Source organism: Vibrio sp. SBT000027, from assembly GCF_963894355.1.
Lineage (GTDB): Bacteria > Pseudomonadota > Gammaproteobacteria > Enterobacterales > Vibrionaceae > Vibrio > Vibrio splendidus.
Map to the genome: position 1 here is coordinate 1206517 of NZ_CAWQGD010000001.1, position 14917 is coordinate 1221433.

Annotated in this window: 13 protein-coding genes; 5 read left to right on the forward strand and 8 right to left on the reverse strand. The window is 43.1% G+C overall.

Features of this window, described 5'->3' with window-relative positions:
- The first annotated feature begins 6 nt into the window (after positions 1–6).
- Entirely contained in the window at positions 7–564 is a 558-nt protein-coding gene (locus AACU28_RS05170) for a PhnA domain-containing protein (RefSeq protein ID WP_004730927.1), read from the forward strand.
- A gap of 72 nt (positions 565–636) precedes the next feature.
- On the opposite strand, the gene AACU28_RS05175 is transcribed toward AACU28_RS05170, so the two are convergent.
- The gene (locus AACU28_RS05175) at positions 637–1551 is read right to left on the reverse strand and encodes a LysR family transcriptional regulator (RefSeq protein WP_121602781.1); all 915 of its coding nucleotides are present in this window, start codon (positions 1549–1551) and stop codon (positions 637–639) included.
- Positions 1552–1789: 238 nt separating this feature from the next.
- Here AACU28_RS05175 and AACU28_RS05180 point away from each other — a divergent pair, with 238 nt between their 5' ends.
- Genes AACU28_RS05180 through AACU28_RS05190 form a run of 3 tightly spaced genes read left to right on the forward strand, consistent with a single transcriptional unit; the run spans position 1790 to position 4242 of the window.
- Entirely contained in the window at positions 1790–2002 is a 213-nt protein-coding gene (locus AACU28_RS05180) for a DUF1656 domain-containing protein (protein WP_004730923.1), read from the forward strand.
- Between the two features lie 10 nt (positions 2003–2012).
- The gene (locus AACU28_RS05185) at positions 2013–2873 is read left to right on the forward strand and encodes an HlyD family secretion protein (RefSeq protein WP_009845314.1); all 861 of its coding nucleotides are present in this window, start codon (positions 2013–2015) and stop codon (positions 2871–2873) included.
- 13 nt (positions 2874–2886) lie between these two features.
- Positions 2887–4242, forward strand: coding sequence for an FUSC family protein (locus AACU28_RS05190; protein WP_121602500.1), 1356 nt, complete (start codon positions 2887–2889; stop codon positions 4240–4242).
- Positions 4243–4331: 89 nt separating this feature from the next.
- Here AACU28_RS05190 and AACU28_RS05195 read toward each other — a convergent pair whose 3' ends face one another.
- The 5 genes from AACU28_RS05195 to AACU28_RS05215 form a co-directional block, all read right to left on the reverse strand.
- On the reverse strand, positions 4332–5618 hold the full coding sequence (locus AACU28_RS05195; RefSeq protein ID WP_121602501.1) for a DEAD/DEAH box helicase: 1287 nt from the start codon (positions 5616–5618) through the stop codon (positions 4332–4334).
- Positions 5619–5761: 143 nt separating this feature from the next.
- A complete protein-coding gene (locus tag AACU28_RS05200) occupies positions 5762–6502 on the reverse strand; it encodes a DUF1223 domain-containing protein (RefSeq protein WP_121602502.1) in 741 nt (246 codons plus the stop codon).
- 212 nt (positions 6503–6714) lie between these two features.
- Positions 6715–6903, reverse strand: coding sequence for a hypothetical protein (locus tag AACU28_RS05205; protein ID WP_017079198.1), 189 nt, complete (start codon positions 6901–6903; stop codon positions 6715–6717).
- A gap of 312 nt (positions 6904–7215) precedes the next feature.
- Positions 7216–8217: a TerC/Alx family metal homeostasis membrane protein gene (locus AACU28_RS05210; protein WP_029406027.1), complete on the reverse strand. Its 1002-nt coding sequence runs from the start codon at positions 8215–8217 to the stop codon at positions 7216–7218.
- Between the two features lie 638 nt (positions 8218–8855).
- A complete protein-coding gene (locus AACU28_RS05215; protein ID WP_121602503.1) occupies positions 8856–10595 on the reverse strand; it encodes a bifunctional metallophosphatase/5'-nucleotidase in 1740 nt (579 codons plus the stop codon).
- Positions 10596–10833: 238 nt separating this feature from the next.
- Between AACU28_RS05215 and AACU28_RS05220 the strand changes: the two genes are divergently transcribed.
- Positions 10834–12627, forward strand: a complete 1794-nt coding sequence (locus tag AACU28_RS05220) for an ATP-dependent endonuclease (RefSeq protein WP_121602504.1) — start codon at positions 10834–10836, stop codon at positions 12625–12627.
- A 200-nt stretch (positions 12628–12827) separates the two neighbouring features.
- Here AACU28_RS05220 and AACU28_RS05225 read toward each other — a convergent pair whose 3' ends face one another.
- Together AACU28_RS05225 and AACU28_RS05230 are read right to left on the reverse strand one after the other, a co-directional pair.
- Entirely contained in the window at positions 12828–13322 is a 495-nt protein-coding gene (locus tag AACU28_RS05225; RefSeq protein WP_017079195.1) for a DUF1097 domain-containing protein, read from the reverse strand.
- A 468-nt stretch (positions 13323–13790) separates the two neighbouring features.
- On the reverse strand, positions 13791–14696 hold the full coding sequence (locus tag AACU28_RS05230; RefSeq protein WP_017064628.1) for a LysR substrate-binding domain-containing protein: 906 nt from the start codon (positions 14694–14696) through the stop codon (positions 13791–13793).
- Positions 14697–14917 lie beyond the last annotated feature (221 nt).

Below are 14917 nucleotides of genomic sequence, written 5' to 3' on the forward strand. Positions count from 1 at the left end.
TCCATTATGTCTTCTGAAGCTACGATGCTAGAACGCTGCCAATCTAAATGTGAACTATGTGGTTCTGATTCTTCTCTTACTGCATACGCAGTACCGCCACACAGCCACGTAACAGTGGATCACGGCATCATGGTATGTGACAAATGCCTTGGTGAGATTGACGATCCAAAAGATATCAACCACTGGCGTTGCCTAAGCGACAGCATGTGGAGCCAAGAAGCGCCAGTTCAAGTAATGGCATGGCGTCAACTTACTCGTCTGAATTCTGAAAGCTGGGCTCAAGACGCGCTAGACATGATGTACCTTGAAGAAGAAACATCAGTTTGGGCACAAATCGGCATGTCTGCTGATGACAAGCCTCTTGATGTGAACGGCGTTGAACTTAAAAAAGGTGACGACGTAACAGTAATCAAAGACCTGCCAATCAAAGGTACTAACCAAGTGATTAAGCAAGGTACTGTTATCCGTGGCATCAGCGTTGGTGACGATCCTAAGCTTGTTTCTGGTAAAACAAACGGCGGTCAATCAATGTACGTAATCGCTGAGTTCTGCCGTAAGAAGTAATTCTTCTCTTAGCTGAACAAAATCTAAAAGGCGCTAATGAATAATTAGCGCCTTTTTTAATATCTCCAATTTTCACGACTTAAAACTATCAATAAGTTGCTCGCGGTACTCTTTAATAACAGACACCAAAGAGCCTTTGATACCACTGACTTGCTTCGAGTGCGGGCACCACAACGCGAATCCAAATTTGAATCCTTCCACCATTTGCGCAGAGTGAATGGGCTCTATTGAATGTTTTGAAAATTCAGAGTCGGTAAAAAAAGCCTTAGGAAGAAGTGCCCATCCAAAACCCTCTTCAAGCATTTTGATCATTAACGAAAGCTGATCGAGCTCTTCATAGTCAGAGCTCACAATAATCTTTTCAGACATCCCTTCATCAATCAGAGACTTCAATACGAACTGTTTTGAGTTCCTTAGTGCCACTAATACTTCATCTTTATTTATATGTGAGAGCGCTCCCCCTTTTTGTCCGAATGGGTAGAACTCGAAATGTCCAAGGAAAGTAGAATCAAAACTGTGCATCGCTCGGCTATTGTGAGCATTCACAAGTCCAAAGTGATATTCCCCACTTTGTATTCCTTGTTTAATTTCGTTCTTATTCCTAACCAGAAAGTTCACTCGCATCATTGGGAAATCGTGTTTAAGTCGTTTTCGTATATCGACCAAAACACGTTGTGGAACGAAACTAGAATACGCGATTGTTATTTTCTCTAACCCACCATAAGAGAGGCTCAACGCCACTTTGTCAAAAGTACGAGCTTGCTCAATCGTCTGTTTTGCATAGTGATAAAGGAGGTGCCCGTCCTCCGTTGGTTCAACAGAGCGCCCGACCCTTTCAAAAAGATTCACTGCAAGGTGATCTTCCAAGTTTGTAATCACCTGACCCACGGTCGTTCTGTGCTTGTTAAGCTTTACCGCCGCCTTGCTAAATGACCGCTGTTCATAGACAGTCACAAACGCGAGAAGTTGTTCAATACTAAAGTTCATTTTAATGCACTTACTTTCTTGGTCATGCATACGAGATAGAAAAATATCTACTGCATCAGAATTAATAATGATAAAAAGACTGAACAAACGTGAATACTGATTTGTACCTTTGCTGCCTGTCCTTCCTAGTATATACCTAAACCTGTCTGTATTTGATGGATCTGATCCTCTATATACGATTATTAACATCACCGCATTTCCTTTATCGTTACCTTCTTAAAACGATAGAGACAGACCCATGAACACAATGCCACATGAACTCGTGTGGGGTGAGATCTACTTCCCTCCTTTGCTATTGGTTATCGCGTTAGCTTATGTATTGACGATATTGACTGGCTCAATCGCGACAAAACTTGGGCTACATAAATATGTCGCTTTTCCTGCAATTGCCGAATTAAGCCTAATCGTGATTTTCGTCGGCGTTATCGGTCAATTCATTACCATCTTCTGAGGCATTCACCTTGATTAAACGTTATCTCATCACGCTACTACTGGTCGTTGCCGCAAGCTCTGTGGTTTATAGCTATTACCAATCTTATTCGAGTAATCCCTGGACTAGAGATGGTCAGGTCAGCGCATACATAGTTTCTATTACCCCTCGAGTCACCGGGCAAGTAACTAAAGTCCATATTGAAGACAACTCACAGGTAGTTAAAGGGGATCTCCTGTTTGAGATCGACCCAAGTATTTATCAAGCGGCCTACAATAAAGCACTCGCGACACAGAAACAGGCTCGCGCGCTCTTAGCAAAAGCTAAAAACGAAGAGCAACGCGCGTTGAACTTAGAAAAAAGAACGCCTGGCGCGCTGCCAGTGCTGACCTTGAATAACCTGAACAACGCGGTTGAGACGAATGCAGCTAACGTTGCACTAGCAAAGGCCAATGTTGAAGAGGCACATTTAAATCTCAAATACACCAAGGTTTACGCTCCAACGAATGGCTTCATCACGAACTTAAACCTACGAGAAGGCTCTCAAGTTGTCGCCAATACACCGGTAGTTGCATTGATCGATCAAGACAGTTTCTGGATCGAAGGCTATTTCAAAGAAACTGATCTGGTGAATGTTGGCCCTAACGACAAAGCGCTTGTCACTCTTATGATGCACAACAATATTCAATTGGAAGGCCATATCAAAAGCATTGGCTTTGGTATTGCAACACAAGACGGCAGCACAGGTAATGATCTTCTTCCTAACGTGAACCCAAACTTTCAATGGATTCGCCTCGCTCAGCGTATACCAATTAAAGTAGTACTCGATAACGTGCCTGAAGACTTGCAACTTCGTGTCGGCATGACAGCTTCAATCAAAATAATCAAATAGTTGGATGGCATTTATGTTCAGTGCATCGACCAAAGAAGCAATTAAGGCTTCTCTCGCGATTGTTATCTCTATCTGCCTTGCTTTGTGGTTTCAGTGGGAAAAACCTTATTGGGCGGCAATTGCGGTTGCTGTCATGGCATTGAACGAGAGTTTTGCCCATTCAATAAACAAAGGCCATAACCGATTAATGGGAACCTTGTTAGGGACTGGTTATGCCTTTTTCTTGATTGCGATGTTTTCTCAGGACCGCTTTCTATTTCTGATGTTTTTCACCTTATTTCTCGGTACATGCATCTTCATGTCGAGTGATGAAAAATACGGTTATGTCTTTTCAATAGGCTTTGCGGTTTGCTCCATCATCTCTTGTATGGGTGGATTCGATAACCAAATTACATTCTATTTTGCAGTGCTTCGAATACAAGAAACTCTATTAGGTGTTATCACCTTCTCGATTGTTTATCGTCTGATCTGGCCTGTAAACACTGAGCAGAACTTTGTACAACGATTTGAAACAAGCAGAGAAACGGCGATAACAGCAATGAGCGATACCAACAACCTTGATATAGAAGCCTTAGAGTCCAATACCGCTAATATTGAAAAGCTCTATCAACTGTTGGATTTGCCGCTCGCTGGGAGTTATCACCTAAAAGAAAATATTCACGCATGGCGTTTACGAATCAACGAAATGGCGCATATTCAAGAGCGTCTGCTTGAACTCGCCTCGGATGAACTTACTCAACCTATTGATTGGCCAATTCTCACAGAAAAACTGGAAAAACTAGAGTTAATGGCGCCACACTTGTCATTGATTAATGATGTGCCGTTTGTGAAGAGTGAGAAGAAAAACGTTCCTTGGCACCATGAGCACCGTACCTTTGTTCAACACCTGGATGAAGATGGGAGAAAAGTCTTACAAGGAGTCTCGATGTTCGTAACGTCGCTACTGGTTTGGATATATCTACCTGTGCCGGGTGGTTTTATTTTTCCGATGATTGCAGGCGTATTTTCTTCCATGTTGCCGACGATGCCACCAAGTGTAATCAAAGATGCGTTTTTCGGGTTGATAGGCACAGGTACCATTATTTTACTTCAATACATCTTTATCATGCCGATGATGACTGAGTTGTGGCAATTGGCATTGTTCTATTTCATTAATAGCATGGCGATATGGAAAGTGTTCGCAACGCCTAAACTTATGGTGCACCGAATACTTGGCATTAACCTGCTGGTCGTACTGACGTCTGGCGCGCTTAATCTAACACCGGTTTATCAGATTCAAACACCATTACTGATGTTAACCACACTGCTCATCATTTTGATGATCGGCAAATTATTTACTGACCTCTTTAGAGTCAAGAGTGTCGTTTAATCTCGTTACGCGGATTCGCTAAACTGGGCTAAAAACAAAAAAGGCGCAATTAAGCGCCTTTAAAAATTCTATTTTTTACTGACTCAATATCAGTTGTTTCTCAACCAAACATCTTGGTTTTTAGGTGCTTTCTTCTTTTTCTTCTTGCCAGTGCCAGCCGGTGGCGCAACGGGTTTTAGTGCAGCAACAAGTTCAGCGGTTGCCTCTTCATCCACTTCAAAACCTTCAATTTGCTCACGCTCAAGACGGATTTTGTTCTTCTTTTCAATGATTGTGAAGTGATGGTAATCTTCATGGTCGATCAAAGACAGCGCTAGACCAACCTCACCCGCACGACCACTTCGGCCAATACGGTGCATGTAGTCTGATGGGCTACGCGGTAGGTCAAAGTTGATTACTACTGGTAGCTTTTCGATATCCAGACCACGTGCCGCGATGTCTGTCGCGATAAGAACGTCAATCTCGCCAGATTTAAAATCTTCAAGAATACGAGTACGTGAACCCTGCCCTTTATCACCGTGGAATACTTCTGCGATGATACCGCGCTTGTAAAGCTTGTCTGCAAGGTGCTCACAGCTGTTCTTCGCGTTTACGAAGATAAGAGCTTGGCGCCATTCGTGCTGTTGAATCAGGTGCGCTAACAATGCTGTCTTACGACCTTTTTCTACTTCGAATACACGCTGAACCAATGTGCTCGCATTAGCACTTTGAAGTTGAACTTCAATTGGATCATTCAGTAGTTCGTGAGTCAGCGTTTTAACTTGCTCGGGGAAAGTCGCAGAGAACAACAAGGTTTGTTTTTTGCTTGGTAGAAGTTTCAAGATCGCGTCTAGTTCTTCTGTAAAACCAAGGCTTAACATTCGGTCAGCTTCATCAAGCACTAACGTTTTTACTTTATCTAGCTTGATAGCATTGCTTGAGATCAGATCAAGCAGACGACCCGGTGTTGCCACCAAGATATCAGTGCCTCCACGTAGCGCTTGCATCTGAGTGTTTACCGATACACCACCAAATACACAAACCGTTTTCATCGCACCATTGAAGTGTACTGCGTAAGACTTAACGCTGTCAGCCACTTGCTTAGCAAGTTCACGTGTAGGCACCAAGATAAGACCAGACACAAAGTTACCTTTGCCTGATCTGCGGTCTAAAGGTGCATCTTCATGGATTTGTTGTAACAGCGGCAGTGCAAATGCTGCAGTTTTACCTGAACCCGTATTTGCACCTGCAATTAGGTCGCGTCCTGCTAACACACTTGGAATAACTTGCGCTTGGATAGGCGTTGGCTGTTGGTATTCAAGCTCTGTTAAACGAGCCATCAAAGGAGAGATTAAGCCAAGATCAGAGAAGTTGGTTGGTGTTGTGGTGTTAGTCATTAATTGCAGGAACTCAAAGCTAAAATAATAGCGCGCTATATTAACGTATTTCAGCAGTATTACGTAACTAAATCGCCCCTTTCTCCCGTGTTTCAGCGATTAAGCCCCTCTAAAACACATCCAGATATCAAGTTATCGCAAATTTAGTTAAGCCACCCTGCTACCGTTTGCTCTGGCGTGTACGAGTTGAGCTCGGTTAACCAAACGGCTACTGCATCTGGCTTAGCGACTAGTGGCTCGAAATCGATATTGAATTGCCAATCAGACTCACCACGTTGATAGCCGTCGTAAACCACGACAAAATCGTGCTCAAGTTTCTTACCTCTGTTCTCGCCCCCTTTAACGCTGGTGACTTCGTTCATCGCCAACAAGGCAATATGAGCGACATAATCCCCTTTGCCTTCGTAACTCACGCTGAACGTATCGCCTTTATGGTTCACTGTTAATTTGGGATTAGTTTGTTGTTGGAGCGAAGGCAACGTTCTGTCTAGCCAATTAAAGTAACCACGCCACTCTTTTCCATCGACAACAAAGCCCGGTGTATAAACGCCACTTGTTACCCCATAAGCTTTGTATAAACGCTGCTTCTGACTGAATGCCTTGCTGGCGAACTTGTCTCCCCAGCCTAAGTAGTCCCAGTAGTCTACGTGATAAGCAAGCGGTATGACCTCGGTCCAAAGTTTTGGATGATCTGCAAAAGTACTAAGGTACGTGTCAGCAGGCGGACAACTAGAACAACCTTCAGAGGTAAACAGCTCAATAACCTGAGCAGGCTGGCCTTCGTTACTCCACGTTTGTGCAAACGACACAGAAGAATGGGCGCCGATTGGCAAGGCAAGTAAACAGAGTTTAATCAATGATGAATTGCGTGTGGCGTGTGACATACCATGATCCTTGTACAAAGCGAATTTACTGGCGCTCAAATACAGACCGTTATGCCTAAGTATTTCTTTCAGGTGATGAGTTTATTTCAGGTGCTGGGTTTATTTCAGATAGACAGCTTGTTTTAGATGCACAGCTTGTTTCAGATACAAAAACGCCAGCTTTAGCAGCTGGCGTTTTTTAAATTCTATATTTTTACATGTTAACGCAGAGATTAACGGTTGATACCGATATCGCGTTGCATGTGACCAGATAGGTCGCTTGCGTAGTAACTACGTGGAGAGTTGTCTACGAAAAGAATATCGAAAATGTGTGCAATCAATCCTTTGATGTTAACCGAGTAGGTCTTCTTATCCATAGAGTTAGGAACAGCGATAGTATTCATTTGCATTGCTTGAGCCATGATTGCCTCTCTATAAATTTGTTTATGTGGTTCGCTCTGATGACAAGAATAATAGGTGATCTTTTGCAGGTTAAAAAATGACTAAAATTAGAAATTCAGATTAGTTTTTCTAATAAAACAAACCATTAACAACACCTCGAAATACATATTCACGCTTGATGAGTAAAAATTCACAACAGTGGCTAAATCATGCATTTAGTACAAATAACCCTCAAACAACAGTGGTCAATGTCACAAAAAATTTACATAAATAAATTTCAAGCTTCATTGACCACCTAATCCTTACCGAGTTTTCGATAAGTTATTTTTGTTTTAATTTACTTGTTCAATGTCTGGCTTCTTCGCATAAATCGACGCTATAACCGCAATCGTCATAGTAGAAATCAGAACAGCTAGTGACCAATACGTTGGGATAGCCCACTCACTGTCAACCAATAGCATTTTCACACCAATGAACACCATGATGAATGCCAGTGCTGGCTTCAAGTAGATGAACTTATCCATCATGCCTTGCAGAACAAAGTACAAAGAACGAAGGCCAAGCAATGCAAATACGTTTGCAGCCAGTACTAAGAATGGCTCTCGCGTAACGGCGAAAATTGCAGGAATAGAATCCAGTGCAAACATCACATCCATCACTGCGATCGCACCGATGACCAACATCATTGGAGTGAATGCCCATTTAGCACCCTGTTTAACCATTAATGCAGGGCCATGGAAATCCTCTGTTACCGGCATCACTTTACGAAGTAGCTTTTCAGGCAATGTATTCACACTCTCTTCTTCGCCCTTGTCTAATGCCAGCTTAATACCCGTACCAATCAGGAACGCAGCGAACACGTAAAGTACCCAGTGGTATTCCGCCAATAGCTGTGCGCCTAGTGCGATCATAATTGCACGAAGCACCAATGCACCAATTACCCCCCAAAGAAGCGCACGAGGTCTTAGATGTTCAGGAACTTGGTACTGAGCAAAGATCATCGCGAAAACAAACAAGTTGTCCACGCTCAATGATTTTTCTAGCAAGTAACCGGTAATGAATGACACGGTTGCTTTTTGGGCTGTGTATTCACTATTCGGCGCATAGATGTCCCAAAAAAGGTAAATGGAACCAGCAAATAAAAACGCGAGCACAAACCAGAAAACGCTCCAAATTGCCGCTTTCTTGATGGTTACACTACCACCACGAGTCTGATAGATATCAATAGAGACGAGAATGACTGTCAGCAGGAAAAAGCCCGCATAAGTCGTCATGATTGGCGATGAAAAAAAGGATTCACTATTTGTAGATAATAGAGATTGAGTTGAGTTCATTATTCCTCCGGGCGGAAGAACTGTACAAAGACCTTCCGCAAACAAAACTATCAAGTTCCACGATGGATCTTGATTGTGATTGCGTTGGTCTCGTTGAAGTGAAATATGGGATTTCACCTTTACATACCGGATAGACTCTTGGCCTAACGAGATGACGATATGTAAACTTGCGCTAACTACTCCCCAAACGCGTGGATAATATTCCTCTATCTTTGTTTCGTCTAGAAAAATTTTCGGAAATAAATAAAAAAGGAGCAAAACGCTCCTCATTTATTTCTATAGGCTTGTCAAAACGACATTCGTATTGATTCTGGGAATACTACTGAGAGGATTAACCCCTATTACCGTTACTCATGATACAAATCCGTTACTCAATGATGCGAATAACGAACGAGTCTTGTACGCGCTTTGTCTGACAGTTCACTTCAAGGCACGCTACGTTATAAACCTGCAGCGGGTACCAAGTACACTAACGCAGACCAAACCGATACCCAACCAACCACTGCTACCGCATCTAACCAATCTTTCTTATCCATGCTTATCTCCACAAGAAGGCGACCTGCAGGAATAAAGCATAAACAATGCCAAATTTATAAATAGACGAAACTAATAACACCAATCAAAAGCATTACCTGTACCTATCTAAAACACTCCAAACAATTCAGCGGCTCGTTGTGTTGCAGCGACTCTGGGTGGTCTTGTAGAAACTCGATAAAACAGTCTGCCATCGAGTCGGTCGTGACCATGCCATCACCTATCATATCCAAGACGGCGTTATAGCCCTCTTTTCCTTTCATGGTATAGGCTGACGACGCGCCACGGTAAAGACGGTAGCGAGAAACAGTCTGCCATCCCAATTCATCAGAGTGGATTTCTAGATGATGAATCCTGTGTCCCAAAGGCGCTTCTTTGTGGTAACAAAACCTCAGGTTATGCGTATAAGGGAAGCTGCCTGAACCTGTCCCTACAACGCCATTATCCAATGCATTGTTGATTGCACCTTCAAGCATGCCTGCGATCGTTTCACCTTTTACTTCATACACACCAATGGGTACGGCAAACGGTAGTAGTTTTCCGGCAATATCGGCAACAGAAACATCGCCGCTATTCAGTGAATTTCTAACACCACCTGCGTTGTGAATAGCAAAGTCAACGTGATGCCCTTTCTTGTTCATTAGATGGTGAAATGATTGAGCAACCAACGGCGCGAGTTGGCTCGGGCCTTTATCATCTGGAATACGTACATGGCGAAGTTTTGTGTCTGCATGAGCAATCACTTGTTGCTGAAGCTTTCGAACTCGCGGCTGGTATTTATCCGTCAGAATACTCTGAAGTTCCGGATCTTTCTTACATACCGCAATATTGGGGTGGTTGTTCAAAAACTCACACGCCATATTATGAGCGTCGTCTTGCCCGACTTCACTTAGCTTTGCATCTATAAACAGTCGACGGCCTAACAGCAGCTCGTTCTTACCGTTGAAGTGAGTCACTTTGCCTTCAGCATCGAACTCGATTTCGCTGTGTCCTAGGCTCATGGCGTGGAAACCCGCTTGCACAACATAGGTGTCACCGACTTTTACGCCGTAATCATCATCTTTAACTAAGCCAATATCAGAGAAATCACCTTGTAAGCGATGACTATGACCACCAACAATGACGCCAATACCTGTTACGTTGGCTGCTAACTCTAAATCAGCTTCGTAACCAAGATGGCTAAGTAACACAATCTTGTTGATACCAGCTTTATGAATCTGCTCAATGGTCGCTTTTGCTGTTTCTAAAGCATTTTCAAATGGTGTATCGATATCTGGATTAGCAATGCCTGCCATCTTGTCGATGCTTAAGCCGAATATTGCAACCTTCTCGCCATCAAACTCTTTCGTTATAAAAGAAGCACTTCGCGTTTCAGTCAGATAAGGCTTAACAATTTCGTTGTCCGCTAAGGTATGAGTTTTATTGATATCCTCATTCGATAGATTCCAGTTACCGGCCAACAGTGGGAATTTGATTCTTTTAGCGAAAATCGCAACGGGCTCATTACCCATGTCTAGCTCGTGATTGCCGAGCGTCATGGCATCTATATTAAGGGCATTCAACAAATCGGCGTTGGCTTTTCCCTTGAATAAAGAAAAGTACAAAGTGCCCTGGAAGCAGTCACCAGCATGCAGGAACAGGGTTCCAACCTTCTGACGCTGGGCATCTTGTTCTATTTGTTTGAAGCGTGTTGAAATTCGAGCAAAGCCACCAGTACTGACATAAGGTTCAATGATGTGGTTGTTCATTTTAAGTGATAGCTGTAACGAGGTTGGTTCAAAGTATGAGTGGGTGTCGTTGATGTGTGCCAACACTATTTTTGTCGGCTTATTCTTTTTAGTCATATTTTCTTCTCTCTTTGTCCCTTCATACTAGGTCGAGAATCATGACAGAATCGTGAATTTTATGAAACTGCACTGCAAAAAAATTCTCGAGATAGATCAAAAATCCTATTTTGATCCGTATAAATAAACAACGGGTTTTGTGACAGGTGAGCATACCGGATTGGTATTTTTCGATTATGATTAAAGATATCTGTTAGCTTTCAAACAATTAGCAGAGCCTTCCGTAAGGAGTAAGCCTATGCAACTAGAAAGAATCGAGATTTCTGGCTTTCGAGGTATCAAGCGCATGTCACTCGCGTTTGACGAGCTAACCACGCTTATTGGTGAAAATACCTGGGGTAAGTCTTCATTATTGGATGCCCTTTCCGTCGTTCTGCCCTCAGACGGTGTGCCATATCACTTCGAAATGACTGATTTTCATGTCGATTACTCGGTTTCACATCCACAGTCTCAACATCTTCAAATTGTTCTCGCATTAAAAGCCAATGACAAGAGCGAACTCAACGCTGGTCGTTATCGCAAGCTTAAACCTATATGGGTTCAAGACGAATTTGGCGTCTATCGTATCTATTATCGAATCAGTGCCACATTAGAACAATATGAAACGACCACAAACTACGCATTCTTAGGTTTAGACGGTAATCCGCTCAAACTCCATCACTCAGAAAAGCTCGCTCAAGAATTAATGACCTTACATCCTGTGATCCGTTTACGAGACGCTAGGCACTTTGATCGCCCTTTCAACGGAAATTCACTCAACCACAATGCTCACCTGCCGACTAATGTTCATGCTAATAACGGTCACGCTAACAATGCAAACGGAAATGGGAACAACAATCCAAATAACGGGCATGGGAACGGACATAATCACACAACCAATGGTCATGGCACGAATGGAAACGCCAGCAATGGCAATGGCCGTCAGGCAAGAATAGAAAAGCGGATCGACAACACCTGCCGCCGTCTTATGGCGATACCCGGACATGTTAATAAAGGTGAAATGCGCAGTAGTCTTGAGTCAATGCAAAGCTTAATAGAACACTACTTCTCATTTAAGAGTGTCTCACGCAAGAACCCGAGAAAACCGCGTGACGGGCTACTGTACTCAGCTGGAGCGAACGACAAGAGCATTCATCAATTGGTCGAGGAGACCAAGAATAAACAAACTCGGCTGTTATTCATGGGGTTACTTAACGCTTATCTACAGGCCAAAGGGCCGACTGACTTAAGACGATGTGCGCGCCCTCTTTTGATCCTTGAAGATCCAGAGGGTCGACTGCACCCAACGCACCTAGCAAGGGCTTGGAGCTTGATGCAAAAGTTACCGATGCAAAAAATCCTTACCACCAACAGTGGCGATCTACTTGCTGCTGTACCACTTCAATCGATTCGTCGTTTGGTGCGTCAGTCCGATAAAACCATCGCTAACCAACTCAACATGAACCACTTCAGCAAAGATGAGCTTCGTCGAATTGGTTTTCATATTCGTTTCCATCGTTCAGGTGCTCTGTATGCTCGCTGTTGGTTATTAGTAGAAGGTGAGACTGAAGTCTGGTTGTTTAACGAGTTAGCCAACCAATGTGGCTATAACCTTGCTGCGGAAGGCGTTCAGATTATTGAGTTCGCTCAATCAGGACTAAAGGCATTAATCAAAGTCGCGCAAGAGTTTGGCATCGATTGGCATGTCGTCACCGATGGTGATGCAGCAGGCAAAAAATATGCGACAACAGTGCTATCTAAACTCGGGAACGATCAAGAGCGACATCGCCTCACAGAACTGCCTGACAGAGACATCGAGCACTACTTGTATATGAATGGGTTTGAGAACTTTTTCAGAGACATGGTTAAGATTCCTTACGATCACCCTATCCCAGCGAAAAAAGTCGTAGCTAAAGTTCTTAAGAAACACGCAAAACCAGATCTGGCTTTAGCGATCGTGTCTCATTGTGAGAATCAAGGACAAGACTGTATTCCCTTGTTATTAAGGTGGACGCTAAAACGTGTCATCACCATGGCAAACGGGAACACCTAAGCACTTTAATTAATTGATAGATGCTATTGGTTCTTCTGCAGATGATTTTTTTAACTGATTGGCTTACCCAAAAACCAAAAAAGGCACACCAAGTGGTGTGCCTGTATAAATCGATATACAAATTAATTGGGGGTTATCTTGCAAGAGTTTACAGTGACTAAACTGAGGTTAGGTTAACGAATTAAGGTTAGATTAACGAATTAAGCCTTAGCTTGCTTAGTGTGTTGTTCAACCACTTCCGAAGATTGAGTCGATTTCTCGTGAAGCCATAGCCCCGTTGCTTTCATCAAGTATCCAAATACACCACCAAGCAGTAAAGATGGTACTACAAGTTGCCAATCGCCACCTGCAGCAAACGTCGCACAACAACCAATGAAGGTTCCTGGGATATAACCTAGCCACGCTTGTTTCGCTTGGATACACATAAAGAAAGCCACAATAGCGGTAATCATGTAGCCTAAAATCTCTAAACCTGCGAAGGTTGAGCTTTCGATAATCACCATTGCCCAGAATACGCCTGTCATGTTGGTCAATAAGCTACCGGCTAGTCCTTTAACGCCGCCTGTTGGCGAAGCAAAATAACTGGTGCAACCTAAGAAACCTGCCCATGACAATAAGCCGAAAGAGATAGCAATCCATCCCCATAGACCTGACAAAATACCTGTTGTTAATGAAATCGCGACTAATGTACTCATACTATTTCTAAAGCCTAATTACGTAATTCATCGCAACCGGATTTAGCCTCACTTAAAATCAAGTAAGCATATTATGGGAAGAACACCCTTTTTTAGCCGATCGCGATCACATTAATAATGTATGCGAACATACATTTATCACCAGATAGAGACCGAAATCGCTTATTCAACATAAATAGTTATAAGGGGCTGTTAACCTTTCGAGCTTTATTTTGCAGCTCTTGTGGGAATTTTATACAAGGCAGAGGCTTTGATGTGTAGTTAGCCTACATGAAAAGGCGATAACGCAGTAGAAATGAACCACAAGGGCTGCCCGAAGGGTTCGGTTAAAATCGCTTTATGCTTTGTTGAAGAATATTTGCTTAGAATGACTAGGCTACATACTCTTCGCCGCGCCTAAAACGATTTTACCTCGAACAAAACTTAACCACGAAAGGTCAACAGCCCCTAGCCTTTATCAAATCTACCTTACAGAACCGATGGTTTGCCTTTCATCATGCGCTTACCTTCTCGCTTAATACACTCAGCAAGTGGGTTCTCAGACATATCTGCACGCCAAATAAAGGACAAGGTTCTTTCCATTTCAAGCTCAGGGACATTTAATGTGACCAGTTGACCAGACTCAACAAACTGTTCGACATCAAGATAAGGTAAACACGTTAAATATGGGCCGTTTGCAACCAAACTTCTTAAAACAGGAACGTGTTCATACTCTCGCCAAACATCGAGATCACCAATTAAATGGTGAATAGAGCTATCAAAAACTTTGCGAGTACCCGAACCATGTTCACGTAATACCCATTTTGCTTGTTCTAATTGCGCCAAGCTTACTCGTTCACGCTTCGCAAACGGGTGATGAGCCGATGCAACCACCGTTAAATGGTCCGTACACCACACTTCTTGGTGAACTCGGTTGTCATCACAACGACCTTCGATAACACCCAAGTCATATTGATAATCTAATACGCCATCAATAACCGCATCGGTACTTTGCACGCCGAGCGAGATTCGCATCTCAGGAAAGTCGTTATCAATAATACTGATGAGGTCAGGAACAAGGTGTTCCGCTGGTGTTTGGCTCGCACCGAGTTTGAGCTCTCCACTTAGTAAATGCTGCTCATAAAAACCCATCTCAATTTGCTGCGCATCTTGCAGTAAACGCTTCGCTTTAGGCCTTAGCCACATACCCCAATGAGTAAGAGCCATTTGCTTGCCCTGCCTTTCAAACAAAGGCCTGCCGAGCATTTTTTCCAACTGTGCAAGAGACATACTTGTCGCTGACTGAGTCAACGCCAACTTGTCTGCTGCCTGACTAACACTCCCGGAATCCGCCACTGCATCAAATACCGCGAGTTGCTTTAATGAATAACGCAAAATTCATCCTTAATTCTTTTAATAACTTATGTCCTGCTGCTCGTTTTTTGTTAAGCCGATGAGCAATTAATTTCATTCTACGCGTAACCCAATCTATATCAATAAATTTGATGTGGTTTCTAAAAATTATCAATTTTACCTCTACCCCTCAACCCCCTAATCTGGAATGGCAGGACACAACGAGCCCTGCAAAAAATCACTGATTAACCATTACGGATTAA

What these genes read in the sequence shown, in the direction of transcription:
- AACU28_RS05190 (WP_121602500.1), top strand. Translation starts at nt 2,887, where the DNA reads ATGTTCAGTGCATCGACCAAAGAAGCAATTAAGGCTTCTCTCGCGATT.
- AACU28_RS05195 (WP_121602501.1), bottom strand. Translation starts at nt 5,618, where the DNA reads ATGACTAACACCACAACACCAACCAACTTCTCTGATCTTGGCTTAATC.
- AACU28_RS05170 (WP_004730927.1), top strand. Translation starts at nt 7, where the DNA reads ATGTCTTCTGAAGCTACGATGCTAGAACGCTGCCAATCTAAATGTGAA.
- AACU28_RS05180 (WP_004730923.1), top strand. Translation starts at nt 1,790, where the DNA reads ATGAACACAATGCCACATGAACTCGTGTGGGGTGAGATCTACTTCCCT.
- AACU28_RS05220 (WP_121602504.1), top strand. Translation starts at nt 10,834, where the DNA reads ATGCAACTAGAAAGAATCGAGATTTCTGGCTTTCGAGGTATCAAGCGC.
- AACU28_RS05205 (WP_017079198.1), bottom strand. Translation starts at nt 6,903, where the DNA reads ATGGCTCAAGCAATGCAAATGAATACTATCGCTGTTCCTAACTCTATG.
- AACU28_RS05210 (WP_029406027.1), bottom strand. Translation starts at nt 8,217, where the DNA reads ATGAACTCAACTCAATCTCTATTATCTACAAATAGTGAATCCTTTTTT.
- AACU28_RS05215 (WP_121602503.1), bottom strand. Translation starts at nt 10,595, where the DNA reads ATGACTAAAAAGAATAAGCCGACAAAAATAGTGTTGGCACACATCAAC.
- AACU28_RS05225 (WP_017079195.1), bottom strand. Translation starts at nt 13,322, where the DNA reads ATGAGTACATTAGTCGCGATTTCATTAACAACAGGTATTTTGTCAGGT.
- AACU28_RS05175 (WP_121602781.1), bottom strand. Translation starts at nt 1,551, where the DNA reads ATGAACTTTAGTATTGAACAACTTCTCGCGTTTGTGACTGTCTATGAA.
- AACU28_RS05200 (WP_121602502.1), bottom strand. Translation starts at nt 6,502, where the DNA reads ATGTCACACGCCACACGCAATTCATCATTGATTAAACTCTGTTTACTT.